We start from the raw sequence: 23,840 nt of genomic DNA, 5'->3' as shown, positions 1-23,840 counted from the left end.
GAAACCGGCCGCTCCCGGCGGACCGCTCCGGCGGTCCGCCCGCTCCTCCCCCCGCATCCCTCACGGAATAGAGAGCGCGACGATGACCACCACCCCGCCCCGCACCGGCAGACGCTTCCGCCGCCGGCGCGGCCGGCTCAGCCCCGTTGCCGTGGCCGCGACCGCCGCCCTGACCACCATCTCCCTGCTCGCGGCCTGCTCCGGACCGCCGAAGGAGGAGGCCGGCGGTGTCACCGACGTCAGGCTGTCGGTCTCCACGCCCGAGGCCGCCGGCGAGATCGACTCCTTCACCTGGGCCGTCTACGCCGAACCGCCCACCCTCGACTACACGGTGGCCTTCGACTACCCGCAGAACACCGTCCTGTCCAACGTGTGCGAGAGCCTGATGCGCTGGACCCCGGGCCTCACCACGGAGCCCGGTCTCGCCCAGAAGGCGTCCAACCCGGACCCCACCACCTGGGTCTACGACCTGCGCCCCGGTGTCCGCTTCCACGACGGCAAGGAGATGACCGCCGACGACGTGGTCTTCAGCCTCGGCCGTCAGACGGACCCCGACAACGCCGCAGCCTGGGCCCAGGTGTTCCAGAACGTCGCCTCGGTCACCAAGAGCGGACCGCTGCAGGTCACCGTCAAGCTCAACAAGCCCGACTCGCAGTTCCCCCAGTACATGGCCACCGCCGCCGGAGTGGTCGCCTCCAAGGCCGCGGTCGAGGCGGCCGGCAAGGACTACGGCACCACGGGCGGCCTCGGCTGCACCGGCCCCTTCGAGCTCGGCACGTGGAACAAGGGCCAGTCGATCGAGCTGGAGCGCTTCGACAACTACTGGGGCACCAAGGCCAAGTCGAAGAAGGCCGTCTTCCGTGTCCTGACCGACCCGTCCGCCCGGACGAACGCCATGCTCAGCGGGGAGGCCGACGGCGGCTATCTGATCCCCACCGAGAGCTACGCCCGGCTGAAGAACAGCGGCACCGGCACCCTCTACTTCGGCGAGGGCCTGAGCACGGTCAACGTCAACGTCACCAACATGCAGGGCCCGCTCGGTGACATCCGCGTCCGCCGCGCACTGTCCCTGGCGCTGGACCGCTCCGGCTTCGTCAAGGCCGGCCTCGGCGGGGCGGGCACCGTCACCAACTCCCTCACCACCCGCGCCGCCTGGGCAGCCGCCCCCGAACGCACCCTGAAGACCGCCTTCGACAGCCTGCCGCCCACCGGCCAGGACATCGAGCAGGCCATGGCCCTGGTCAAGGAGGCCGGCGCCACCGGCAAGACGCTGACCGTGGCCACCAGCTCCATCGGCCAGGACGTCTCCCTCCTCGCCACCGCCGTCCAGGCGGCCGGCACCCGGATCGGCCTGGACATCCAGCTGAAGACGATCGCCCCGAACGCCTTCACCGCGCTGTTCACCGACCCCCAGGCGCGCGAGGGCATCGACATGTTCCCGCTCACCTACTACGACTCGATCACCGACCCGCTCGACCTGCTGCAGAACTTCAGGACCGGCGCGTACATGAACTTCTCCGGCTACAGCGACCCCGGGTACGACAAGCTCGTCGACCAGGCGAGCGCCGTCTACCCGATCGAGCAGCGGATGGACATCGAGGCGAAGCTGCAGCACCACGCCTCGGAACAGCTGCTGTGGATCCCGGTCGCCGAGTGGCCCACCGCGCTGTTCATGAACAAGCGCATCACCGGCGCCCCCACCACCATCTCGTACATGTACTACCCGTGGGCCGCCGACGTGGGGGCCGCGCAGTGAATTTCGTCAGATTCGCGCTCCGGCGGGTGGCGGAGATGGCCGCCACCCTCCTGACCGCCTCGTTCGTGGTCTTCGGGGCCATGTACCTGGCACCGGGCAACCCGGCGAGCTTCCTGCTCGCCGGCCGCTCCGCCTCCCCGGAGGCCCTCGCCTCGATCAACGCCCAGTACCACCTGGACGACCCCTTCCTCATGCGGTACTTCCGGTGGCTGGGCGACGTACTGCAGGGTGACTTCGGGCGGTCGATCACCTACCGCACCGATGTCTCGCGGCTGCTGGCGGACCGCCTGCCCACCACCTTGATGCTGATCGCGATGTCGCTCGTCGTGGTCGTTGCCGCCGGCCTCCTCCTCGGCCGGATCGCCGCCGTCCGCGGCGGGGCCACCGACTCCGCCATCCTCGTCACCACGACGTTCGCCGTCGGCACCCCGTCCTTCGTCGCGGCGGTCCTGCTCCAGGGCCTCTTCGCCGTCAACCTCGGCTGGTTCCCCAGCAGCGGGGCGGGGGACGGCGGTCTCGGCGACATGCTCTGGCACCTCACGCTCCCCTCCGTCGCCCTCGCGCTCTACCTGATCGGCATGCTCGCCCGCGTCACCCGCTCCGCCATGCTCGAAGCCCTCGACAGCGACCACGTCACCGTCGCCCGTAGCCGGGGCGTCCCCGAACGCCAGGTCGTCAAGCGCCACGTGTTCCGCAACTCGCTCGGCACCGTCCTGACCACCGGCGGGCTCATCGTCTCCACGCTGCTGGTGTGCACCATCCTGGTGGAGACGGCCTTCAGCATCGGCGGCATCGGCCAGCTCCTCGAACTGTCCACCACCACCAAGGACTTCCCGACCGTCCAGGCGATCTCCCTGATCATCGTCGCCCTCTTCATGATCGTGAACCTGGTCGTGGACCTGCTGCTGCCCCTGGTCGACCCCAGGGTCACCCTCGGATCGAGGAGCGCCGCCGTATGACCGCCGTCCTGACCCGCCGACCCGGCCTCTCCCGGATCCGCGCCGCCGGCTCCCCGCTCCACCTGGTCTGCCTGGTGCTCGTCGCCGTCGTCGTACTGGCCGCCCTGCTCGCACCCTGGCTCGTACCCCACGACCCCAACGCCGTCGACCTCGGCAACGCGCTCGCCGCACCCTCCGCCGAGCACCCGCTCGGCGTGGACGCGGCCGGCCGCGACACCCTCTCCCGGCTGCTGCTCGGCGCCCGCACCTCGCTCCTCGGACCGCTCGGCGTCGTCGCCTTCTCCACCGTCGCCGGCATCGCCATCGGCACGGCGGCGGCCTGGCGGGGCGGCTGGATCGACTCCGTGCTCTCCCGCAGTACCGAGCTCGTCTTCGCCTTCCCCGGCATGCTCCTGGCCATCCTGATCATCTCGGTCTACGGAGAGGGGCTGCTCGCCCCGGTCATCGCCCTCGCCGTGGCCTACCTGCCCTACGTCAGCCGCCTCACCCGCTCCCTGGTCCTGGCCGAACGGGCCCGCCCGTACGTCAGCGCCTACCAGGTCCAGGGCCACTCGGCGCTGCAGATCTGCCTGCGCCACATCCTGCCCAACATCGCCCCCGTCGTCCTCGCCCAGTCCACCATCAACTTCGGCTACGCCCTGATGGACCTGGCCGGACTGTTCTTCCTCGGGCTCGGCGTTCCCGCCCTCACCCCCGACTGGGGCCGCATGGTCTTCGACGGCCAGACCGCCATCCAGCACGGCTACCCGCTGTCCGCGATCCTGCCCTGCGCCTTCATCGTGCTGACCGTGGTCGCCTTCAACGTGGTCGGCGAACGCTGGGCCGACCGTATAGCCAGGAGGGCCCGATGAGACCGCCGCAACCACCGCAACCACCGCACCCCACGCAACCGGTGCACACCCTCGACGTCCAGGGGCTGCGGATCACCCTGCCCGGTACCGCCCGGCCCGTCCTCGACGGCGTCGACCTCACCGTCTCCACCGGTGAGACCGTCGCCCTCGTCGGTGAGTCCGGCTCCGGCAAGAGCCTCACCTCGCGCAGCGCGCTGAACCTGGTGCCGCCCGGCGCCGTCGTCGAAGGAGCCGTACGGGTCGGCGGCGAGGACGTCCTCACCATGACCGCCGACCGGCTGCGCACGGTACGCGCCTCCGCCGTGGCCATGGTCTTCCAGGACCCGCGCGCCGCCGTCAACCCGCTGCGCCGCATCGGGGACTTCCTCACCGAGAGCGCCACCCTGACCCGGTCCATGAGCCGGGCCGAGGCGACCGCGCGCGCCACCGAGCTCCTGCAGGCCGTGGGCCTGGACCCGGCGGTGCTGCGCAAGTACCCCGGCCAGGTCTCCGGCGGCATGCTCCAGCGCGTGGTGATCGCGGCGGCCCTCATGGGGGACCCCGCCCTCCTGCTGGCCGACGAGCCCACCACCGCGCTGGACGTCACCTCCCAGGCCGAGGTCGTCTCCCTGCTGGCCGGACTCCGCGCCCGCTTCGGCACCGGCCTGCTCTTCGTCACGCACGACCTCGACCTCGCGGCGGCCATCAGCGACCGCGTCTACGTCATGTACGCCGGCCGGATCGCCGAGAGCGGGCCCGCCGAGGCCCTCTTCGCTCGCCCCCGGCACCCGTACACGGCCGCCCTGCTGGCCTCCACCCCGCGGATGGACGGCCCGCGCGGCCGGCTCGCCGCCATCGAGGGCCAGCCGCCCGACCTGCGCCAGGCCCTCCACGGCTGTGCCTTCGCCGCCCGCTGCCCGCTCGCCACGGAGGTCTGCGACCAGCAGGTGCCCCTGCCGGTGGCCGCCCCGGGCCGGCCGGGACACCTGGCCGCCTGCCACCACAGCGACCGGCTCGAAGGGAGCACCGTCGATGCCCGATAACGGACTTCCCGACAACGTCCTGGAGGTCAGGGGGCTGCACCGCTCCTACGGAGCCGTGCGCGCCGTGGACGACGTGTCCTTCGTCCTCCCCGAGGGCGGTTCGCTGGGGATCGTGGGGGAGTCCGGCTCCGGCAAGACCACCACCGCGCGGATCGTCGTCGGCCTGGAGCGTGCCGACGAGGGCGAGGTCCTGGCCGGCGGTCGCAACCGGACCGCGCGAGGCGAGGGCCGGGGCCGTGCCCGGCGCCTGGCCCGCGCCCGCGAGGTCCAGATGGTCTTCCAGGACCCGTACCTCTCCCTCGATCCGCGGACCAGCGTCGAGGCGGCCCTGCGCGAGACCCTGCGCCTGCACTTCCCGGGCCGGGACCACGCGGGGCGGATACGGGAGTTGCTCGATCAGGTGGGTCTGGGCACCCGGGCCGCCGACGCCCTGCCGCGCCAGCTGTCCGGCGGCCAGCGTCAGCGCGTCGCCATCGCCCGGGCCCTGGCCGTCGAGCCGTCCGTCCTCGTCCTGGACGAGGCGGTCGCCGCGCTCGACGTCTCCGTACAGGCGCAGATCCTCAACCTGCTCGCGGACATCAGGGAGCAGACCCGTATCGGGTACCTCTTCATCACCCACGACCTGGGGGTCGTACGGTGCGTCACCGACGAGATCGTCGTGATGCGCCGCGGCCGGATCGTGGAGGCGGGCGCCACGGCCGAGGTGCTGGCCGCGCCCCGGCACCCCTACACCCGGCTGCTCCTGGAGTCGGTGCCCCGCCCGGGGTGGGACCCGGAGGCGATCGCCGCGGCCCGGCGGGCGCTGTAGCGGGGGCGCCGGTCACGGCCCGGATCCGGCTCCCGCTCCCGATCCGGATCCGGCTCCCGCTCCCGCGGCGAGGGTACGGATCAAGGTCCGCAGGATCGGCCCCGTACCGCCGTCGGCGCCGAGGGAGTCCATGGCCGCCAGGCCGTCCACGGCGGCGGCCACGGCCAGTCCCAGGGGGCGCGGGTCGAGGTCCCCGCCGCGTTCGCCGGCCAGGACCTGGAAGAGGGCGACGAAGCAGGCGCGCCAGCGCCGGTACTCGGCTTCCAGGCTCTCCCGGACCCGGGCGTCGTTCAACGCCTGCCAGTGCAGGGCGGAATGGAGGTGGGAGAGTTCGGCACCCTCGGGCCGGCCGAGCAGCTCGACGACCCGTTCGGCGCGCTCGGCGAACTGCCCGGGTGCGGACACCGCCGCCTCCAGCGGCATGATCCATTCCGGACGGATGTCCTCGATGACCGCGAGGACGAGATCCGTCCGGTCCTGGAAGTGGTAGTGGCACATTCCGTGCGAAACGCCTGACAGTGCGGCGACGTTGCGGGTGGTGAAGCCCTCGCTCGTCTCGCCCGCGAGCAGGGTCCGCGCGGCGGCGATCAGCCGTGCCCGCGTCTGTTCGCCCTTCGCCGAGGCCCGTGGCCGGCCGGCCCTTGCAGCGGGAGCGGCCGGCCGGCCCCCGGAGTCCTTCGCGACAGCTGCCATGGCGTCACTTTAACCAGCCTTCGGTCGGCGACCTGGGGCTTTCCGTGATCCACCGGAATGACCTCGTCCAAACTATTGACCGAGCGCTTGGCCAGTTTTAGCTTTCCGGTCAACCCCGCTGTCCCCGCGGGGAGTTGAGCCATCGGAGGACCCCCACATGAACGATCACGCAGCGAACCGGCCCGCGGGCGAGGGCATGGGCATGGGCAGACGCAGGTTCCTGGCAGCGGCGGGACTCACCGCCGCCGCGGCCGCACTGGCGGCGGCCGAAGGCCGGGCCGGGGCCGCGTCCGTGCTCCGTCCGGCGGCGGCGGGCGCCTTCCGCGTGCCCGTCGAGGACGTCCGGCACACCCGCACCTGGATGGCCTGGCCGGACTCCACCTCCATCTGGGGCAACACGCTCAGCGGCGTCCAGCAGGACATCGCGCTCATCGCACGCACCATCGCCAAGTACGAGCCGGTCTACATCTGCGCCAACTCCGGCAGCGCGGCCAAGGCCCGCTCGATGTGCGGCTCCACCGTCACCGTCATCAGCACCATCCCCGTCGACGACTGCTGGATGCGCGACACGGGGCCCGTCTTCCGCACGAACGGATCCGGCGGCCTGGACGCCGTCGGCCTCAACTTCAACGGCTGGGGCAAGAAGCAGGCCCACTCCCGGGACAACCTGGTCGCCGGCCGGATCGCCTCCTACGTCGGGGTCCCCTTCACCGCCGCCGCCCTGGTCGGCGAGGGCGGCGCGGTCGAACAGGACGGCGCCGGCACCCTGATGGCCACCCGCAGCAGCCTGATCAACAGGAACCGCAACCCCGACAAGTCGCAGGCGCAGATCGAATCCGCCCTGCTCGCCGCCTACGGCGCCACCAAGGTCATCTGGTTCGACGGGGTCAAGGGCCAGGACATCACCGACGACCACGTCGACGCGACCTCGCGCTTCCTCGCCCCCGGCAGGGCCGCCGTCCAGATGCCCCTGGCCTCGGACAGCGACGTGTACGCCAAGGACGCCCGCCAGCAGTACCAGATCCTCTCCGCGTCCACCGCCGCCGACGGCACGCGCATGACGGTCGACCAGATCCAGGGCCCCGACTACAACAAGATCCGCTCCTCGAACCCGGACTTCCTGGCCTCCTACGCCAACTACTACCTGTGCAACGGCGCCGTCATCAGCGCCCACTTCGGCGACACCCGCGCCGACACCGCGGCGAAGGCCACCCTGGCCCGGCTCTACCCCGGCCGCGCCATCGAGCAGCTCAACATCGACCGGCTCGGCACCGGCGGAGGCGGCATCCACTGCGTCACCCAGCAGCAGCCCGTCCCGTAACCGACACCCACCCCCCCACACCCACAGCAGAGCGCCAAGGACCACGGGGCCGTTCCGGAGCGATCCGGAACGGCCCTCCACCGTCTCCGGGCACGAACAGGTACGAGATACCGCCATCCGGGAAAATCCTTGGACCGTGCCGACGCCGCCACGGGACACTTCGGTTCCTGCAAGCCGTCCGCACACGAACGCACAGGGTTGTCATGGGAACGCCTGAACCACCCGAAAAACGACCGGGCAAGGGCCCGGTACTCCTCGCACTTCGCTACTACGGACGGGAGTTGGTCCGCCTCCGATGGCTGACCGCACCCGCGATGCTGCTCCCGGCGCTGGGCAACATCGGCATCAACTACATCGCGCCGCTGATCGTCGCCAAGCTCGTCGGACGCATCGCCGGAGGCGGCAGCGCCACCGTCGACGCGATGCTGCCGTACGTCCTCTCCTTCGCCGGGGTCCTGCTCCTCGCCGAGGCGCTGTGGCGCCTCGGCCTGCACTGCCTCAATCGCCTCGACGCCCGCGGCATCGAGCACCTGTACGTGGTCGGCATGGACGAACTGTTCGCCAAGGACGCCGCGTTCTTCCACGACAACTTCGCCGGTTCGCTGACCAAGCGGGTGCTGAGCTTCGCCTCCCGCTTCGAGGAGTTCGTCGACACCCTGACCTTCTCGGTCATGGGCAGCTTCGTACCGCTGGTGTTCGCCTCCGTGGTGCTGTGGCAGTACGACCCGCTGCTCGTGGCCGGGCTCCTGGTCCTGATCGCCGTGACGGCACTGGGCGTGGCGCCGCTGATCCGGCGCCGCCAAGGACTCGTCGCCCAGCGCGAGGAGGCGATCGCCCGGGTGTCGGGCCACGTCGCCGACAGCCTGATGAACATGGACACCGTCCGGGCCTTCGCCGCCGAGGAACGGGAGGCGGCCGAACACCGCTCGCGCGTCGCCGAGTCGCGCCGGCTTACCCTGCGCTCCTGGGACTACGGCAACCTGCGCATCGACACGCTGGTCGCACCGATGTCCGTCCTGACCAACGCGCTGGGCCTGCTGCTCGCCGTCACGCTCGGCGGGGGAGAGCGCGGCGTGGAGGCGATCATCGTCGCCTTCACCTACTACGCCAGCGCGACGCGGATCATGTTCGAGTTCAACCAGATCTACCGCCGGCTGGAGAGCTCCATGACGGAGGCCGCGCAGTTCACCGAACTGCTGCTCACACCGCCGACCGTACTCGACCCGGCCATCCCCGAGCCGCTGCGGGCCGGTTCCTCCGACGTCCGCTTCGAGCGGGTCACCTTCGCCCACGGCGGTGGCAAGCCGCTCTTCGACGGCCTCGACCTGAACGTGCCCGGCGGGACGAAGATCGGCCTCGTCGGCCGGTCCGGGGGCGGCAAGACCACGCTCACCCGGCTGCTGATGCGGATGACGGACATCGAATCCGGCCGGATCCTGATCGGCGGCCAGGACATCACCCGACTGCGCCAGGCCGACCTGCGCAGCCTGATCGCCTACGTCCCGCAGGACCCGGCGATGTTCCACCGCACCCTGCGGGAGAACATCGCCTTCGCCCGGCCGGACGCCACCGAGGCCGAGATCCGCCGCGCGGCCGAGGCGGCGCACGTCACGGAGTTCACCGACGCGCTGCCCGACGGCTTCGACACGATGGTGGGCGAGCGCGGCGTCAAGCTGTCCGGCGGACAGCGCCAGCGCGTCGCGCTCGCCCGGGCGATCCTGCGCGACGCGCCGGTCCTGCTCCTCGACGAGGCGACCAGCGCCCTGGACTCGGAGAGCGAGATCCTCGTCCAGGAGGCGCTGTGGCGGCTCATGGAGGGCCGGACGGCCCTCGTGGTGGCGCACAGGCTGAGTACGGTCGCGAACATGGACCGGCTCGTCGTCCTCGACCGCGGACGCATCGTCGAGCACGGCACGCACCAGGAACTGCTCACCTCGGAGGGCGCCTACGCGAAGCTGTGGCAGCACCAGTCGGGGGGTTTCCTCGACGACACCTCGGCCGCGCGCTCCGACCTCCACTGACCGCGGGCCCGGCTTGCCGGGCCCGCCCTGCGGCCGGGAGAGCCCGCTCGAACCTAGGCCCTGTCGTCAAAGTCTCGTCGGGCCCGCGACGCCCGGCACCGCACCTCGCTGCGTTGTCGGGGCGCCCGGGTACGTCCAGTACGCGGGCGCCCCTCCGCCTTGCGATGCTTCCCCTAGGCCCTGCGGGCCTGGGGAGACCCCATGGCACCGGACGCCGCGGGCCTGACCGACGCCACTTTGACGACAGGACCTAGGACCGGGGATCCCAGGAGGCGTCCCGGCGGGCGCACGGACCCGTCCGGCAGAATGATCGACATGACGATCGACCGTCCGGAACTCGCCGACTTCCTCCGCCGTTCGCGTGACCGCGTGCGTCCGTCGGACGTGGGGCTGGTCGCGGGGCCCAGGCGGCGGACGGCGGGGCTGCGGCGCGAGGAGGGCCAGCGCGCCGCCGTCGCCCGCCGGGGCGCCGCCGACCCGGTGGCCGGCCGTCTGGCGGAGCGTCTGCGGGAGGCCTGCGAGGACTTCGCCGGCCTGTGGGACCTGCACGAGGTCGCCGTCCGGCGCCGCAGCCGCATGCGGGTCGTCCACCCGGTCGTCGGTCCCGTCGACCTCGACTGCCAGGTGCTCCTCGCCCAGGAGGAGGACCTGCGCCTCGTGCTCTTCACCCCGCCGCCCGGCTCGGACACGGCCGACCGCCTCGCCCTCCTCCGGGTCGTCGGCACCGAACGATTCGCCTCGGAAGCAGGCTGACCGGATGCCCACGCCACCCCTGATCCTTCTGCTGTCCGGAAGCCTGCGGACCGGTTCCTCCAACGAGTCCGTGCTGCGCACCGCGCAGGCCGTGGCCCCCGCGCAGGTGCGCACCGAGCTCTACGGGGGCCTGGCCGCCCTCCCGCACTTCAACCCCGACGACGACACCGACCCGCTGCCGGCCCCGGTGGCGGAGCTGCGCGCGGCGATCGGCGCGGCGGCGGCGGTCCTGATCTGCACCCCGGAGTACGCGGGCACCCTGCCGGGTTCGTTCAAGAACCTGCTCGACTGGACGGTCGGCGGCACCGAGATCTGCGACAAGCCCGTGGCCTGGGTCAACGCGGCAGCCGCCGGCCGGGGCCGGGGCGCGGAGGCCACGCTGCGGACGGTGCTGGGCTACACCGGCGCGGACATCGTGGAGCCGGCCTGCGTCAGCATCCCGGTGGACCGGGGCACGGTCGGCGCGGACGGGGTCATCACCGACGAAGGGGTGCGCGAGAGGCTCGGCACGGTGCTCGCACGGCTGCTGACGCCCCGCTGAGGGGTCCCACCCGAGAGCGGCACCCACCCTTCAGGGATGGATATGCGTATTTTGTTCTGATATGAGCATCCCTGCTGAAAGCCGCGGCCTCCCGGGGCGGCGCCGGCTGCTCCGGGTGGTACTGACCGGCACGGTGGCCCTGGGAGCGGGCCTGGTGGCCGGTTCCCCCCGCACCCCCGGGGCCCCCGTCACCGGGGGCCCCGGAAGGGTCCGGCCCGCCACCCCCTCGTCCGCGCTGCGGGAACTGGAGACGGGCAACGCGCGCTGGCGGACCCTGCACGAGCGGCACCCCGACGAGACGCGGACCGTGCGCCAGACACTGGTCGGCGGCCAGCACCCCTTCGCCGTCGTGCTCGGCTGCGTCGACTCCCGGGTCCCCCCGGAGCTGGTCTTCGACCAGGGCCTGGGCGATCTGCTGACCGTACGGTCGGCGGGCGAGGTCCTGGACGAGGCGGTGCTCGGCAGCATCGCCTACGGAGTCCTCGAACTGGGCATCCCGCTGGTCGTCGTCCTGGGCCACCAGTCGTGCGGGGCGGTCGCCGCGGCCGTCCGGGCCGACGAGGGCGGGGCCCCGCTGCCGGGCCACATGCAGTACCTGGTCGATCAGATCCACCCGGCGATCGACCGCACGCTGCGCGGGGCCGCGCGGATCGACGCGGCGATCACCGCGAACGTCCGGCTGGTACGGGCGCGGCTCGCCGCGGAACCCGAGCTCGCCGCCAAGGTCGCGGCCGGGCACCTGTCCGTCGTCGGAGCCCGGTACGAACTCACCAGCCAGCGGGTCCGCCGGATCGGCTGACCCCCCGGGGCCGGCGGGACGGGCCGGTCCTGGCCCGGCGCGAATCCCAGTTCGTCAGCGCAGGGAGGCCCGCACCGCACGTGCGGGTGATTGTTTCCCGCCCGGGTGCCTTTCGGCGCTCAAGGCACCCGGGGGCCGGGAGAGTTGATACATGATCATCGAACCCGTGCCCGCGCCCGATCCCACGCCCGGCCCCTCCGGCGAGCCCGCCCCGGCCCCCTCCCGCCGCCCCTCCCGCCGTACCGTCATCGGCGGTGCGGCCGCCGTCGCGGGAGTCGGTGCCCTGTCGGTCGCCGCCGCCTCCGCCGGGACCCCGCAGACCCCGTCCGGCTCGGCGCGCCCCGACTGGGAGACCTGCCTCACCATCGCCCGCGCCGTCCTCGTACGCGACGACGACGACGAACCCCTGGTGCCCCGCTACTCCGACATCCTGCTGAAGAACGGCCTGCCCCGGTCCCGTACCCGCAAGAAGGTACTGATCGTCGGCGCCGGGCCCGCCGGGCTCACCGCCGCCCACCTGCTGCGCGAGGCCGGACACCAGGTCACCGTCATCGAGGCCAACGGCAACCGGGTGGGCGGCCGGATCAAGACCTTCCGTACCGGCGGCCACGAGAAGTCCGCGGCCCCCTTCGCCGACCCGAAGCAGTACGCCGAGGCCGGCGCGATGCGCATTCCCGACAGCCACCCCCTGGTCACCGGGCTGATCGACAGTCTCGGCCTGAAGCGCCGGCGCTTCCACCTGGTCGATGTCGACGGGTCCGGCCGCCCCGCCTACCGTACGTGGATCTTCGTCAACGGCATCCGTGTCCGCCGCGCCGACTACGCGCGCAGCCCGCAGGCCCTCAACAAGTCCTTCGGAGTCCCGGCGGCCTACGAGGCCCTGCCCGCGGCGCAGATCGTCCGCAACGCCTTCGCCCCCGTACGCAAGGAGATCGAAGGCAAGAAGGACAAGCAGCTCGTCGAGGGCTGGGCCCGCGTGATCCAGCGCTACGGCCACATGTCGATGTACCGCTACCTGACCGAGGAGGCGAAGCTCGACGAGCGGACGATCGACCTGATCGGCACCGTCGAGAACCTCACCTCCCGCCTGCACCTCGCCTTCGTGCACAGCTTCATCGGGGCCTCGCTGATCAGCCCGGACACCGCCTTCTTCGAACTGCCCGGCGGCACCGCCACCCTGGCCGACGCCCTCTACGCCCGCGTCGACGACCTCGTCCGGCTCGACCGCCGCGCCACCCGGATCACCCACGGGGAGGGCGGGGTCAGCATCGAGACCGTCTCCGAGGGCCGCGGCGGCAGCCCCGTGCGGCGCGAGACCTTCACCGGCGACACCGCGATCATCACCGTGCCCTTCTCCGGGCTGCGCCACATCCCGGTCGCCCCCGCGCTCTCGTACGGCAAGCGGCGCGCGATCACCGAGCTGCACTACGACGCGGCGACCAAGGTCCTGCTCGAATTCAGCCGCCGCTGGTGGGAGTTCGACGAGGCCGACTGGAAGCGCGAGCTGGAGGCGGTCCGGCCCGGCCTGTACCGCAAGTACCAGCTCGGGCAGACCCCGGCGGACGGCAGCCTGCTCGGCGCGCACTCGTCCGCGTCCGACCGCGACATCTCCAGCGGGCAGCGGGCGCACTACGCGGCCTGCCGGGCGGTCACCCGTGACCAGCCCGAGGCGGCCCACGTCATCGGCGGCGGCTCGGCCACCGACAACCCCAACCGCTTCATGTTCCAGCCCTCCTACCCCGTCGAGGGCAGCGCGGGCGGCGTCGTGCTCGCCTCCTACAGCTGGTCGGACGACGCCCTGAAGTGGGACTCCCTGGACGACGAGGAGCGCTACCCGCGCGCGCTCGCCGGGGTGCAGGAGGTGTTCGGGCAGCGGATCGAGGTGTTCTACACCGGCGTCGGGCGTACCCAGTCCTGGATGCGTGACCCGTACGCCTACGGCGAGGCCTCCGTGCTGCTGCCCGGCCAGCACACCGAACTCTTCCCCCACGTCCGCAAGGCCGAAGGGAACCTGCACTTCGCCGGGTGCCACACCTCCATCAAGCCGGCGTGGATCGAGGGAGCCCTGGAGTCCGCGGTACGCACCGCCCTGGAGGTCCACTCGACCCTCTGACGGCCGCCGCTGGGGGCCGCCTCAGCTCTCGGCGAGCACGATCAGCCAGTCGTGCTCGCCGAAGCGGACCCGCTGCCCCTTGTCCGGATTGAGCCGCACCCCGTACGCGGGGCCCACGGCGGCCTCGGCGCGCAGCCGGTAGCCGACCGCGCATTCGCGGCGCCGGCGGGCCGATTCGACGAGGGTCGCGAACGCCACCTCGCGGTCGGTGCGCACGTAGTCCGCGACCGGCTTCAGGTGGAGCTCGTTCCCCTCCGCCTCGAACAACTCCTCGAAGACGCCGGCGAGATAGGGGCTCTCCGAGATCTGGGTCATGAGGAGACTGATCAGCCGGCCGCTGACGATGAAATCGGCACCCTCCCGGGCGGGCGCCAGCAGCCGGTTGCCGTCGTCGGACATCTCCGTGGTGAGCGACAGCTCCCGCCCCGCCGCCTCCCCGATGGCCCGCAGATGCAGCAGGGTGACCAGCGTCCGGTCGTCCGTCTCCGTCCCGGTCTCCGGAGCGAGGCCGAGGTCGATCGTGCGGGCGGGTGACAGCCGCGCCGCGTGGGGCACGGGGTCGTGGCCCGTCTCGCCGATGACGATCACACTGTCGTACGCGGGCACGTCCAGCTTGGCCAGCAGCTCGGGATCGGTGATGTCCCCGCTGCGGAAGGCCACTTCGAGGCGGTTGCGGGCCCCCGCGACGCCGGCGGCGGCGCGCGTCCGCACGTCGTCGGCGAGCGATACGACGTCCAGCGTGGTTCCGGGGCCGACGAACTGGTCGAGCTGCTCCACGAGGAGCGGCGCGCGGCGGTTCCAGCCGAGGAGGAGCAGCCGTTCGGCCTCGGGCGTCCTGGGGCGGGCCGTGACGATCGCGTCCTCCTCGACCCACGAGGACGCGTCCGCCGGTACGGCCGTGTCGTCGTCCTCGGAGATGAGGACGACCCGGTCGCCCGCGCCGATCACCGTACCGGGGTCCGGATTGAGCGCGACGCGGCCGTCGGCGTGCAGCAGACCGACCACCGAGGACGTGGTGAACGCCAGCAGGGCCTCGCCGAAGGTGCGTCCGGCGAGGCCCTGGGCGGCGGCGGTGTAGAACTCGTCGCCCGCGAAGTCGAGGAGTTCCTGGTAGACGAGCGAGAGACCGGGCTCGCGGGCGGTCTGGACGAGGAGCCGGGCGATGATGTCGTCGACGCACAGGACGTGCCCGCCGGGCCCGGCGGCCAGCCTGGCGGTGAGATGGTTGCGGGTGTCGCGCACGGCGGCGACCACCACCGCCCCGCCGGGCTCGGGGACCGCAGCGCCGAGGGCGAGCAGCGTCTTCACCACCTGGGCGTCACCGGTGTCCCCCTCGGGGGGCAGGACGAGCACGGCCTTCGCGGTCCGCGGACTCACCCGGGCCAGCTCCGCGGGGTCGGTGGTGCGGCCGTTGCGGCAGATGATCCGCGTCGTGCCGGTGCCGGTGCCGGTGCCGGTGCCGGTGGCGGCGGAGTAGGTGGAGATCTCCTCCTCCATCTCCACCTTGTCCTTCGGCGCGAGGACGGCGATGGCCGACCTGCGCCGGTTGGCGTTCGCGGCCACCAGTTCCCCGACCACCGGGAAGATCTGGTCCGACCAGCCCAGCAGCACGGTGTGCCCGGATTCCAGCACGGTGGAGTGGCCGCGGCGCAGCAGCATGATGCGCCGGTTGATGCCGGTGGTGATCAGACCGACCAGCGTGGACACGAACAGCAGGGCGGTCAGGGCGAGGGCCACGGAGGCCAGTACGTAGAGGGGGGACCCGACCGCGCCCCCGATCTTGAGCGTCTGCCCGACGCTGACCCAGACGGCGGTGAGCCGGCCGGAGAGGGTCGCCGGGGCCGCCCGGTCGGCCCAGACGAGCACCGTGCTCGCCGGGACCACCACCGCGAGACAGGCCAGGGCGAACCAGCCGATGAGCGCGGTGGTCCCCCCTGCGACCAGATGGTCGAACCGGTACCGAAGACGCAGCCGTAAGGACGTCGTGTGCCGCTGCGTCATGAGAACTCCCTCGCCTTCCGTGCTGCTAACCCGCGGGCGCTCGCCCGGTTACGGGTGAACCGCCCCCGGTGCGCGCCCGGTCAGGAGTCCAGGGCCGCGATGATCTCGTCCGTGGTGCTGACCTTGCCGATGCGGGGGAAGATCTTGCCGAAGGTGTGGGCGTGCGAGTCGGGGTCGGTGTCGGCCGTGGCGTCCTCCGCGAAGACCAGGTCGTAGCTGAGTTCCCACGCCGTACGGGCGGTGGACTCGACGCCGACGCTGGTGGAGATGCCGGCCAGCACGATGCGGTGGATGCCGCGGCGGCGCAGCTGGAGGTCGAGTTCGGTACCGGTGAAGGCGCCCCAGTGGCGTTTGGTGACGACCACGTCCCCGAGGGCCGCCAGCTCGGCCGGGATCTCGGAGAAGGCTGCGGGCGGGGCGGCGGCCGGGCCGGGACGGTCCACGTTCGCGGTGGGCAGGTCACCGCCGTCCGGGGACCACGCCACCTTGACCAGGACCACGGGCAGCCGGTGGGCGCGGAACGCCTCGGCGAGCGCGATCCCCTTCCCCAGGATCTCGGGGGCGGGCTTCGCGGCGGGCCGGCCGAGGATGCCCGTCTGGAGGTCGATCAGGACGAGGGCGGTGTCCCCGCCGAGGATGAGGCGGTGGGCTTCGGCGGTCAAGGGGTCTCTCCTCGGGAGGCGGTGGGGGAGTGCGGGCCGGCGGTCGGCGCCGCACATAGGATGGGAACGTGAGTACGAATTCAGGGGAATCCCGGCCCGCCCTGACGGCCGCGCTGACCGGGGCCGAGCTGCTGCGCTGGTACTGGACGCTGGCCGAACTGAGCACACTGGCGCGGGAGATGGGGCTCCCGGCCGGCGGCGGCAAGGCGGTCGTCACCGCGCGGCTCGCCGCCGCCCTCGACGGACTTCCCGCGCCCGCCGTCCCGGCGGCCCCCGCACCCCGCCGCGCCGGGCGCCAGCTGGCCGCCCCCGTCACCGGCGCGACCGTGATCCCGCCGGGCCAGCGCTGCAGCCAGGTGCTGCGCGCGTACTTCGTCCGCGAGATCGGACCCGGCTTCCACTTCGACGCCTTCATGCGCGACTACGTCGCCGGGCACGCGGGGCACACCCTCGCCGAGGCCGTCGCTCACTGGCACGCGACCCGGGCACGGGCGGCCGAACCCCAGGAGGTGGGCACGCAGTTCGAGTTCAACCGGTTCCTGCGCGCCTGGCACGCCCAGCACCCGGACGGGGCCCGTGCGGAGGCCCTGGCCGCGTGGCAGGCTCACCGGGCCCGCCCGCGCGACTGAGCCAGGACGCACCCCGGCACGTCACGCGCGCTCGTAGCGCAGCAGGACGACGCCGTTGCCGAAGGTGTGGGTGTCCGTGTGCCGCAGGGCCACCGGAGCGTAGTCGAGGGTGGGGAAGAGCGGCGTGCCGCGCCCGATCCGCACCGGGTGCACGTAGATCCGGTACGCGTCCACGAGGTCCTGGCGCAGGAAGGAGGCGCCGAGATCCGCCCCGCTCAGCGTCAGGTCGCCGCCCGGGGCGGCCTTGAGCGCGGCGACCTCCTCGGGCACGACGTCCCGCACGACCGTGGTGTTCCACTCGGCCGACCGCAGGGTGCGCGAGTACACGTACTTGGGCATGGACCGCCAGATCTCGGCGAACTCGGCCACCGTGCCGGCGTTCGCGGGATCGGCGTCGGCGGTCGGCCAGTAGTCCGCCATCAGCTCGTGCGTGACGCGTCCGCTGAGGAAACCGCCCATCGGGCGGAGTACGTCGTTCATGTGTCGGTGCAGCTCGTCGTCGACGCAGTGCCAGTCGATCCGCCGGTCCGGCCCCTCGATGTACCCGTCGAGCGACACCCCTGCCATCAGCACGATCTTCCGCATGACAGCCCACGGTACGCCCCGGGAGCGCCCGGCGGCGGGAGCGGCGCGGGCCGCGGTGATACTGGCCGGTGTGAAGACCGAAGACGTGAAGCCGGAAGACGCGGACACCGTGCTGTTCCACACCGACGGCCGGACCGGGGTGGTCACCCTCAACCGCCCCAGGGCCCTCAACGCCCTCACCCACCCCATGGTGATCCGCATCGACGAAACCCTCGCCGCATGGGCGGCCGACCCCGCCGTCCAGCAGGTGCTGATCCGCGGCGCCGGTGAGCGCGGCCTGTGCGCCGGCGGGGACATCCGGGCCATCCACGACGACGCCAAGGCCGGGAACACCGCCTCCGCCGGCTTCTGGCGCGACGAGTACCGGCTCAACGCCCGCATCGCCCGCTACCCCAAGCCGTACGTCGCCCTCATGGACGGCATCACCATGGGCGGCGGCGTCGGCGTCTCCGCCCACGGCTCGGTCCGGATCGTCACCGAACGCTCCCGCGTCGCCATGCCCGAGACAGGCATCGGCTTCGTCCCCGACGTCGGCGGCACCTACCTGCTCGGCCGCGCGCCCGGCCACCTCGGCACCCACCTCGCCCTCACCGGCACCGCGGTCGGCGCCGCCGACGCGCTGCTGTGCGGGCTCGCCGACCACTACGTACCGGCCGAGCGGCTCCCGGAGCTGACCGCCGCCCTCGCCGGCGCACCCGCCCACGAGGTGCTGCCGCGGTACGCCGCCACCCCCGGGCCCGGGGAACTCGCCGACCGGCGCGGCTGGATCGACCACTGCTACGCGGCCGACACGGTCGAGGAGATCGTGGAACGGCTGCTCGGCCAGGGCGAGCCCGCCGCCAAGGAGGCCGCCGAGACGATCCTGGCCAAGTCCCCGACCGCCCTCAAGGTCACCCTCGCCGCGCTGCGCCGGGCCGCGGAGCTCGGCCCGCTGGAGCGGGTCCTGGCCCAGGAGTTCCGGGTCTCCTGCAACGGGCTGACCGCGCCCGACCTGGTCGAGGGCATCCGGGCGCAGGTCGTCGACAAGGACCGCGCGCCGCGCTGGTCCCCGGCGACCCTGGCCGAGGTGACCGAGGCGGACGTGGAGCGCTTCTTCGCCCCGCTCGGGGAGGACCGTGAACTGCGCCTGCCGCCGCCGGAAGACCTCAGCCGCGGCTGAGCCGCATCTCCAGGCCGTCCAGGACCCGCTGGAGTCCGTAGTCGAAGTTCTCCTCGCGCAGCTTCCGCGGGTCCCGGCCCTCCACCCACTCCTGCTCGCTCCGCCCGCTGCGGGCGAGCCGCGAGAGGTGGGCGGCCTCGCCGGCCGTGGCGCCGACCACGTAGGAGATGACCGCCTTCATGGCGCGGTCCGCCTCGTCCGCCGGGAAGCCGGCCGTCCGGAAGAGCGCCAGCATCCGCTCCCCCACGCGCATCAGGTTCGGGCCGAGGTGCGCCGGCCCCACCCGGCCGAGCACGGAGGCCACCCAGGGGTGGCGCAGGGCCATCGCGCGCAGGCCGTGGCCGCCGCGCGAGACGGCATCGCGCCACTCGGCGGGGCTCGCCGCGGCGGGCACCTCCAGCTCGCCGTAGACCTCGTCCACGACCAGCTCGATCAGCTCGTCCTTGCCGGTCACGTGCCGGTACAGGGAGGTGGCGGCGGCGCCCATCCCGGTGCCGAGCCTGCGCATGCTCAGCGCGTCGATGCCCTCGGCGTCGAGCAGCCGGACGGCCGCCGCGACGATGTGGGCCCGGCTGAGCGCGGGCTGCTGCCCCTTGCGGCGCGGGCGCGGGCGCGTCCGGACGGAGGTGACGGCAGGCGCGGCCGGTGCGGCGGGACGGGGCTGGTGCGCGTCTGCTGACATACCGCCAGCCTAACCGACGACGCGAACACCGTACGCAGCCTCGTGCACCGGATTCCGGGCTGCGTACGGCGTCCTGGACGGCCCGGCCCACCTGACCGACTCCCGTCCGGCGCGGTAATCCGATGGGCCGCCCGCGCGCGCCGGGGCATCATGGCCGCATGACCGGTGATCGTGTTCTGCTCCTCGCCCCCCGCGCCTCCGACACGCGGCTCCGCCTCGCCGAGGCGGCCACGGGGCGCGGGCTGCGTGCGGTGACGGCGGAGGGCTGGAGCTCGCCCGACGGAGCACAGGGCGCCGGGCGCACCCACCTCTACGGCGGGCCGCTGCTGGCCGACAAGGTGGCCCGCGAACTGGACGTCACCGCGCTGGAACCGCCCGGCGACTGGCTCGCGCGGCTGCCGCTCGCACTGACCGGGCGCAGGATCGAGGCGGTCACCCTGGCCGAGGCCCGGCGACTGCGCCGGCCGGCCTTCGTCAAACCGCCGACCGACAAGTTCTTCCCGGCACGGATCTACCCGGACGGCTCGCGGCTGCCCGGCCCGGACGCCTTCGACGACGACCTGCCGGTGCTGGTCAGCGACATACTCCGGTTCGACCGCGAGTACCGGCTGTTCGTCCTGGACGGAGCCGTGCACGACGGCAGCCGCTACGCGGTGGGGCCCGGGCTCGACCCGGCGCCGCTCGCCCTGGACCCGTACGCGGCGGAGGTCCGCGCCTTCGCCGCCGAACTGCTCGCGGCGGGCGACGGCTCCCTGCCGTCGCCCGCGGTGGTGGACGTCGGCCTGCCGGACGGCGGCGGATGGGCGGTCATCGAGGCCAACCCGGCCTGGTCCAGCGGAGGGTACGCCTGCGACCCGGAGCGGGTGCTCGACGTCGTGCTGCGGGCCGCCGGACCCACGGCCGAAACCGCCCCGGCGGACCTGCCGTTCGCCCGGACCGCTCAGCGGTAGCCCGTGGTGTCCGCGGGGCGGTCCGGGTCCTGGACCTCGACCATGTAGCGCCAGGCGTCCGGGCGGCTCCCGTCGAGGTCCGTGAAGCCGTACTCCCGGGCCAGCTGCCCGCTGGAGAGGGACCGGCCGTTCCAGCGGGCCACCTCCGGGTCCGCGGCGAGGGCCGCGACCGCGCGGCCCACGTACGACGGGGTCTCGGAGATCCCGAAGTGCGGGACCTTGGTCAGCGCGTCCCGCCAGTTCGCCTCCGTCACCCCGAAGGTGTCGAGCATCATCTCCGAGCGCAGCCAGCCCGGCGTCAGCGCCACCGCCGTCGCCCCCCGCGGCCCCAGCTCGTGCCCCAGCGCGAACGCCATCCGCAGCACCGAGGACTTGGCGATGTCGTAGAAGAAGGACACCCGGTAGCGGCTCGCGTTGTACTCGGCGGTTCCGTCCGTCATCTCCACCACCAGACCGCCCGGCTCACGCAGCAGCAACGGCACCGCGAAATGGCTGGTGATGGCATGGGTCTCCACCGCCAGCCGCATCAGCCGCAGCCCCTTGTCCAGGTCGTGCTCCCAGACCGTGCTGTCCCACTCGAAGAGCAGCTCCCCGCCCCAGATGTCGTTGACCAGCACGTCCAGGCGGCCCTGTTCCGCGTCGATCCGGCCGACCAGGGCCTCGACCTCCGCCGGCACCAGATGGTCTGCGACCACGGGGATGCCCCGCCCGCCCGCCGCGGTGACCAGCTCGGCCGTCTCCTCGATCGTCTCGGGCCGGTCGTACTCCGAGCGCCTGCCCCGGGTGCTGCGCCCCGACACGTACACGGTCGCACCCCGCGCGCCCAACTGGACCGCGATGCCCCGGCCCGCGCCGCGCGTCGCCCCGGCCACCAAGGCCACCCTGCCCTCAAGAGTCCGCTGTGTTTCCGGCATGCCCCGACCCTACGACGGCGACCGCCGCCAGCGACAGCAACAGCCCGGCCGCCGCCAGAGCCAGCGCCGGGCCCGGCCCCCACAGGGTCCAGGCCGACCCGAACAGCAGGGAACCCGCGAACCGGGCCAGCGCCTGGGCCGTCTGGAGCACCGCGAGCCCGGTCGTGCGCAGCTCGGCGGGCAGCAGCGGCCCGGCGGCCGCCATCAGCACCCCGTCGGTGGCCGCGTAGAACAGGCCGAGCGGCGCGAGCACACCGACGACCAGCAGCGCCCCGGCCCGCAGCGGGGCCAGGAGCAGCAGGCAGGCACCGAGCAGCAGCACGTGCCCGCCGAGGAAGACGCGGCGCCGGCCCAGCCGGTCGGCGAGCCGGCCCACGGGCAGCGCGGCCAGCAGGAAGACGGCCGCCGTGCCGACGGGCAGCAGCGGGAAGTACGCGGCCGACAGGTCGAGCCGGCGCTGGAGCAGCAGGTACAGGAACGCGTCGCCGACGGTGAACAGGCCGAGCACGACGGCGGTCAGACAGAGCCCCCGCAGGCCGGGCAGGCACAGCAGGGTGCGCACCGGGGGCAGCGGAGGACGGGCCCGGGCCGGCGCGGGAGTCCGCGCCGGGGCCTCCCGGACGAAGAGCGCGAGCAGCACCACGCCCAGGACGGCGACGCAGCAGCTCACGGTGAACACGGCCTCGTACCCGTCCACCGCCACCCACAGCACCCCGAACGCGGCCAGCGGCCCCAGCAGGGCGCCCGCCGTGTCCAGCGCCCGGTGCACCCCGAAGGCGCGGCCCTGCTCCCCGGGCGGGACGGACAGCGAGATCAGCGCATCGCGCGGGGCGGTGCGCAGGCCCTTGCCGGTCCGGTCGGCGGCGAGCACCGCGGCCACCGACCAGGGGGTGGCGACGGCGAGCAGGGCCGCCTTGCAGGCGGCGGAGAGCGCGTAGCCGGTGCCCGCGACGAGCTTGTGGCGGCGGGTGCGGTCGGCGATCCGCCCGCCCGCGAGGCGGAGCACCGCGGTGGCGCCCTGGTGCAGACCGTCCAGGGCGCCGAACGCGAGCGGGGACATGCCGAGTCCGGCCATCAGGTACAACGGCAGGACGGCGGTGACCATTTCCGCGGAGACGTCCGTGACCAGGCTGACCAGCCCGAGCGCGAACACCGTGCCGGGGACGGCCCGCAGGGGGCCCTTCGGGGCCGGGGTGTCCCCGGCGATGTCCGAGGCCCGGCTGGTCGACAGGTACACGGATGCCTCCAGAGCAGGCCGGGTCTAGAACCAGTTGACGGTGAGCGGGAACGCCGCGGTGACGGTGGTGCCCGCGGAGTCGGTGGCGGTCGCGGTGATCTGGACCGTGCCGCTGCCCCACGGTTTGCCGCTGATCCGGCCGGAGCCGGCGTCGACGGTCAGGCCCCAGGGCAGGCCGGTGGCCGCGTACCGGACCGGAGGTCTCCCGCCGGTGGCGCTGAGCTGGATGGTGCAGGACTGGTTGAACCTGCAGGTCTGGGGGCCGGGGTTGGCCAGTTGCAGGCCGCCCGAGGTGGGCGTGGGCGTCGGGGTCGGGGTCGGGGTCGGCGTGGGTGTCGGAGTGGGTGTCGGAGTGGGTGTCGGAGTGGGCGTGGGGGTGGGTGTCGGGTCCGTGGAGGTGTCGAACACCTCGGTGATCGGCTGGACGCCGGCCGCGTTGCCCGCGTGCGTCGCCGTGCCGAACAGATCCTCGAAGGTCCGCAGCAGATGGTGGTGGTTGAAGGCCGTGGCGTACTTGCCCGTCCTGACCTTCGCGCCGTAGAAGACGGTGGCGATCTGGTTCGAGCCCAGATAGTTGTCCTCGTCCCAGGTCAGGACCAGGAGGCTGTTGTTGGCCTTCGCCCACTGCGCGTAGGCGTCGACGTTGTTCCTGGTCCAGGTGTCTCCCGTGCCGACCGAGCACGAGTGCATGTCGTTGCACTGGTTGGGGACCACGAAGGACAGGCTCGGCAGCGCCGCGAAGTTGTTCTGGGGGAACTGCGCCCAGGTCTTGCCCGTGTTCAGCGGCACGTTCTTGAAGGCGAACCACGGGTTGTGCTTCTGCGCGTACTGGCCGTTCGTGCAGGCCGTGGACCCCTCGCCCGGCAGGTCCTCGTTGTACGTCGCGAAGGTCTTGCCGGCCGCGATCAGCTCCTGGCCGAGGTTCGCCGCCGTCATCGACTGCGGGGTGTAGCAGCCGTCGCCCGTGATGCCCTGCGTGGCGCCGGAGAAGAGGTTGAAGTAGTTCGGCTGGCTGGGGTGGGTCAGCGCCTTCATGCCGGTCAGGCTCGCGCCGCCGTTCGCCAGCTGGTTGACGTACGGGGCGTTCGCGCTGCCGATGATCTCCCCGTACTGCTTGTTCTCGTACACGACGACCACCACGTGGTCGTACGCCGGCAGCGCGGCGGCCGCGGCCGCCGCGGAGGCGGATGCCGAACCGGGCACGGCCGCCTCGGAATTGGCCACGGTGAACGCGCCCAGCAGGCCGAGCGCGCCGATCCCGGCCACGAGCGCCGGCCATCGGGCCCCGCGTCTCGCGCGCGCCGTCGGTGAGGGTCGAAGGGTGGGCATGGGTGTTCTCCTCCTCGATTTCGCCCGGGTCCGGCCCCGGGTCGTGGTCATCCCG

At 72.9% G+C, this 23,840-nt stretch carries 22 protein-coding genes; 14 read left to right on the top strand and 8 right to left on the bottom strand.

Features of this window, described 5'->3' with window-relative positions; all coding sequences use genetic code 11:
- Nucleotides 1–82 precede the first annotated feature (82 nt).
- Genes ACZ4YL_RS00400 through ACZ4YL_RS00380 form a run of 5 tightly spaced genes read left to right on the top strand, consistent with a single transcriptional unit; the run spans nt 83 to nt 5,396 of the window.
- Nucleotides 83–1,756: an ABC transporter substrate-binding protein gene (locus ACZ4YL_RS00400; protein ID WP_468113019.1), complete on the top strand. Its 1,674-nt coding sequence runs from the start codon at nt 83–85 to the stop codon at nt 1,754–1,756.
- Nucleotides 1,753–2,715: an ABC transporter permease gene (locus tag ACZ4YL_RS00395; RefSeq protein WP_468113018.1), complete on the top strand. Its 963-nt coding sequence runs from the start codon at nt 1,753–1,755 to the stop codon at nt 2,713–2,715. Before ACZ4YL_RS00400 ends, ACZ4YL_RS00395 begins: the two co-directional genes overlap by 4 nt.
- Nucleotides 2,712–3,566 (top strand): ABC transporter permease, encoded by an 855-nt coding sequence (locus tag ACZ4YL_RS00390; RefSeq protein ID WP_468113017.1) that lies wholly within the window; start codon nt 2,712–2,714, stop codon nt 3,564–3,566. The genes ACZ4YL_RS00395 and ACZ4YL_RS00390 overlap by 4 nt, the downstream gene beginning before the upstream one ends.
- Nucleotides 3,563–4,588, top strand: coding sequence for an ABC transporter ATP-binding protein (locus ACZ4YL_RS00385; RefSeq protein WP_468113016.1), 1,026 nt, complete (start codon nt 3,563–3,565; stop codon nt 4,586–4,588). Before ACZ4YL_RS00390 ends, ACZ4YL_RS00385 begins: the two co-directional genes overlap by 4 nt.
- Nucleotides 4,578–5,396 (top strand): ABC transporter ATP-binding protein, encoded by an 819-nt coding sequence (locus ACZ4YL_RS00380; RefSeq protein ID WP_468113015.1) that lies wholly within the window; start codon nt 4,578–4,580, stop codon nt 5,394–5,396. Before ACZ4YL_RS00385 ends, ACZ4YL_RS00380 begins: the two co-directional genes overlap by 11 nt.
- Nucleotides 5,397–5,408: 12 nt before the next feature.
- Here ACZ4YL_RS00380 and ACZ4YL_RS00375 read toward each other — a convergent pair whose 3' ends face one another.
- Nucleotides 5,409–6,089 carry a TetR/AcrR family transcriptional regulator gene (locus ACZ4YL_RS00375; RefSeq protein WP_468113014.1) on the bottom strand — a complete coding sequence of 227 codons (681 nt, stop codon included), beginning with the start codon at nt 6,087–6,089 and terminating at the stop codon, nt 5,409–5,411.
- A gap of 157 nt (nt 6,090–6,246) precedes the next feature.
- Between ACZ4YL_RS00375 and ACZ4YL_RS00370 the strand changes: the two genes are divergently transcribed.
- From ACZ4YL_RS00370 to ACZ4YL_RS00345, 6 genes are all read left to right on the top strand, one after another.
- Complete coding sequence (locus ACZ4YL_RS00370; protein ID WP_468113013.1) at nt 6,247–7,410, top strand: agmatine deiminase family protein; 1,164 nt, start codon at nt 6,247–6,249, stop codon at nt 7,408–7,410.
- A 203-nt stretch (nt 7,411–7,613) separates the two neighbouring features.
- Nucleotides 7,614–9,431 (top strand): ABC transporter ATP-binding protein, encoded by a 1,818-nt coding sequence (locus ACZ4YL_RS00365; RefSeq protein WP_468113012.1) that lies wholly within the window; start codon nt 7,614–7,616, stop codon nt 9,429–9,431.
- 315 nt (nt 9,432–9,746) lie between these two features.
- Nucleotides 9,747–10,184, top strand: a complete 438-nt coding sequence (locus tag ACZ4YL_RS00360; RefSeq protein WP_468113011.1) for an MmyB family transcriptional regulator — start codon at nt 9,747–9,749, stop codon at nt 10,182–10,184.
- 4 nt (nt 10,185–10,188) lie between these two features.
- Nucleotides 10,189–10,725 (top strand): NADPH-dependent FMN reductase, encoded by a 537-nt coding sequence (locus ACZ4YL_RS00355; RefSeq protein ID WP_468113010.1) that lies wholly within the window; start codon nt 10,189–10,191, stop codon nt 10,723–10,725.
- Between the two features lie 61 nt (nt 10,726–10,786).
- Nucleotides 10,787–11,524: a carbonic anhydrase gene (locus tag ACZ4YL_RS00350; RefSeq protein ID WP_468113009.1), complete on the top strand. Its 738-nt coding sequence runs from the start codon at nt 10,787–10,789 to the stop codon at nt 11,522–11,524.
- 151 nt (nt 11,525–11,675) lie between these two features.
- Nucleotides 11,676–13,637, top strand: a complete 1,962-nt coding sequence (locus ACZ4YL_RS00345; protein WP_468113008.1) for a flavin monoamine oxidase family protein — start codon at nt 11,676–11,678, stop codon at nt 13,635–13,637.
- A 21-nt stretch (nt 13,638–13,658) separates the two neighbouring features.
- Here the strand turns inward: ACZ4YL_RS00345 and ACZ4YL_RS00340 are convergent, their stop codons facing one another.
- Together ACZ4YL_RS00340 and ACZ4YL_RS00335 are read right to left on the bottom strand one after the other, a co-directional pair.
- Complete coding sequence (locus ACZ4YL_RS00340; protein WP_468113007.1) at nt 13,659–15,638, bottom strand: CASTOR/POLLUX-related putative ion channel; 1,980 nt, start codon at nt 15,636–15,638, stop codon at nt 13,659–13,661.
- 80 nt (nt 15,639–15,718) lie between these two features.
- Nucleotides 15,719–16,300 carry a hydrolase gene (locus ACZ4YL_RS00335; protein WP_468113006.1) on the bottom strand — a complete coding sequence of 194 codons (582 nt, stop codon included), beginning with the start codon at nt 16,298–16,300 and terminating at the stop codon, nt 15,719–15,721.
- Between the two features lie 68 nt (nt 16,301–16,368).
- On the opposite strand from ACZ4YL_RS00335, the gene ACZ4YL_RS00330 reads away from it, so the two are divergent.
- Nucleotides 16,369–16,929, top strand: coding sequence for a DUF6434 domain-containing protein (locus ACZ4YL_RS00330; RefSeq protein ID WP_468113005.1), 561 nt, complete (start codon nt 16,369–16,371; stop codon nt 16,927–16,929).
- 21 nt (nt 16,930–16,950) lie between these two features.
- Here the strand turns inward: ACZ4YL_RS00330 and ACZ4YL_RS00325 are convergent, their stop codons facing one another.
- The gene (locus tag ACZ4YL_RS00325; protein ID WP_468113004.1) at nt 16,951–17,514 is read right to left on the bottom strand and encodes a dihydrofolate reductase family protein; all 564 of its coding nucleotides are present in this window, start codon (nt 17,512–17,514) and stop codon (nt 16,951–16,953) included.
- Here ACZ4YL_RS00325 and ACZ4YL_RS00320 point away from each other — a divergent pair.
- Nucleotides 17,513–18,673 carry an enoyl-CoA hydratase/isomerase family protein gene (locus ACZ4YL_RS00320; protein WP_468113003.1) on the top strand — a complete coding sequence of 387 codons (1,161 nt, stop codon included), beginning with the start codon at nt 17,513–17,515 and terminating at the stop codon, nt 18,671–18,673. The genes ACZ4YL_RS00325 and ACZ4YL_RS00320 overlap by 2 nt on opposite strands.
- On the opposite strand, the gene ACZ4YL_RS00315 is transcribed toward ACZ4YL_RS00320, so the two are convergent.
- Nucleotides 18,660–19,355, bottom strand: a complete 696-nt coding sequence (locus ACZ4YL_RS00315; protein WP_468113002.1) for a TetR/AcrR family transcriptional regulator — start codon at nt 19,353–19,355, stop codon at nt 18,660–18,662. The two genes, ACZ4YL_RS00320 and ACZ4YL_RS00315, sit on opposite strands and share 14 nt — an antisense overlap.
- A 158-nt stretch (nt 19,356–19,513) precedes the next feature.
- Here ACZ4YL_RS00315 and ACZ4YL_RS00310 point away from each other — a divergent pair, with 158 nt between their 5' ends.
- Entirely contained in the window at nt 19,514–20,305 is a 792-nt protein-coding gene (locus ACZ4YL_RS00310) for an ATP-grasp domain-containing protein (RefSeq protein ID WP_468113001.1), read from the top strand.
- Here the strand turns inward: ACZ4YL_RS00310 and ACZ4YL_RS00305 are convergent.
- The 3 genes from ACZ4YL_RS00305 to ACZ4YL_RS00295 are packed head-to-tail and all read right to left on the bottom strand — an operon-like array spanning nt 20,296 to nt 23,785.
- Nucleotides 20,296–21,219, bottom strand: coding sequence for an SDR family oxidoreductase (locus ACZ4YL_RS00305; RefSeq protein ID WP_468113000.1), 924 nt, complete (start codon nt 21,217–21,219; stop codon nt 20,296–20,298). The two genes, ACZ4YL_RS00310 and ACZ4YL_RS00305, sit on opposite strands and share 10 nt — an antisense overlap.
- Nucleotides 21,194–22,456: an MFS transporter gene (locus tag ACZ4YL_RS00300; RefSeq protein ID WP_468112999.1), complete on the bottom strand. Its 1,263-nt coding sequence runs from the start codon at nt 22,454–22,456 to the stop codon at nt 21,194–21,196. Before ACZ4YL_RS00300 ends, ACZ4YL_RS00305 begins: the two co-directional genes overlap by 26 nt.
- Before the next feature lie 24 nt (nt 22,457–22,480).
- Complete coding sequence (locus tag ACZ4YL_RS00295; protein ID WP_468112998.1) at nt 22,481–23,785, bottom strand: alkaline phosphatase family protein; 1,305 nt, start codon at nt 23,783–23,785, stop codon at nt 22,481–22,483.
- Nucleotides 23,786–23,840 lie beyond the last annotated feature (55 nt).

This window comes from Streptomyces sp. NPDC030021, from assembly GCF_055574035.1.
This window is presented reverse-complemented; position numbering and strand designations above follow the sequence as displayed.

Coding starts and splice junctions, on each gene's coding strand:
- ACZ4YL_RS00400 (WP_468113019.1), top strand. CDS start 83: ATGACCACCACCCCGCCCCGCACCGGCAGACGCTTCCGCCGCCGGCGC.
- ACZ4YL_RS00390 (WP_468113017.1), top strand. CDS start 2,712: ATGACCGCCGTCCTGACCCGCCGACCCGGCCTCTCCCGGATCCGCGCC.
- ACZ4YL_RS00385 (WP_468113016.1), top strand. CDS start 3,563: ATGAGACCGCCGCAACCACCGCAACCACCGCACCCCACGCAACCGGTG.
- ACZ4YL_RS00380 (WP_468113015.1), top strand. CDS start 4,578: ATGCCCGATAACGGACTTCCCGACAACGTCCTGGAGGTCAGGGGGCTG.
- ACZ4YL_RS00375 (WP_468113014.1), bottom strand. CDS start 6,089: ATGGCAGCTGTCGCGAAGGACTCCGGGGGCCGGCCGGCCGCTCCCGCT.
- ACZ4YL_RS00370 (WP_468113013.1), top strand. CDS start 6,247: ATGAACGATCACGCAGCGAACCGGCCCGCGGGCGAGGGCATGGGCATG.
- ACZ4YL_RS00365 (WP_468113012.1), top strand. CDS start 7,614: ATGGGAACGCCTGAACCACCCGAAAAACGACCGGGCAAGGGCCCGGTA.
- ACZ4YL_RS00360 (WP_468113011.1), top strand. CDS start 9,747: ATGACGATCGACCGTCCGGAACTCGCCGACTTCCTCCGCCGTTCGCGT.
- ACZ4YL_RS00355 (WP_468113010.1), top strand. CDS start 10,189: ATGCCCACGCCACCCCTGATCCTTCTGCTGTCCGGAAGCCTGCGGACC.
- ACZ4YL_RS00350 (WP_468113009.1), top strand. CDS start 10,787: ATGAGCATCCCTGCTGAAAGCCGCGGCCTCCCGGGGCGGCGCCGGCTG.
- ACZ4YL_RS00345 (WP_468113008.1), top strand. CDS start 11,676: ATGATCATCGAACCCGTGCCCGCGCCCGATCCCACGCCCGGCCCCTCC.
- ACZ4YL_RS00340 (WP_468113007.1), bottom strand. CDS start 15,638: ATGACGCAGCGGCACACGACGTCCTTACGGCTGCGTCTTCGGTACCGG.
- ACZ4YL_RS00320 (WP_468113003.1), top strand. CDS start 17,513: ATGACAGCCCACGGTACGCCCCGGGAGCGCCCGGCGGCGGGAGCGGCG.
- ACZ4YL_RS00325 (WP_468113004.1), bottom strand. CDS start 17,514: ATGCGGAAGATCGTGCTGATGGCAGGGGTGTCGCTCGACGGGTACATC.
- ACZ4YL_RS00315 (WP_468113002.1), bottom strand. CDS start 19,355: ATGTCAGCAGACGCGCACCAGCCCCGTCCCGCCGCACCGGCCGCGCCT.
- ACZ4YL_RS00310 (WP_468113001.1), top strand. CDS start 19,514: ATGACCGGTGATCGTGTTCTGCTCCTCGCCCCCCGCGCCTCCGACACG.
- ACZ4YL_RS00305 (WP_468113000.1), bottom strand. CDS start 21,219: ATGCCGGAAACACAGCGGACTCTTGAGGGCAGGGTGGCCTTGGTGGCC.
- ACZ4YL_RS00295 (WP_468112998.1), bottom strand. CDS start 23,785: ATGCCCACCCTTCGACCCTCACCGACGGCGCGCGCGAGACGCGGGGCC.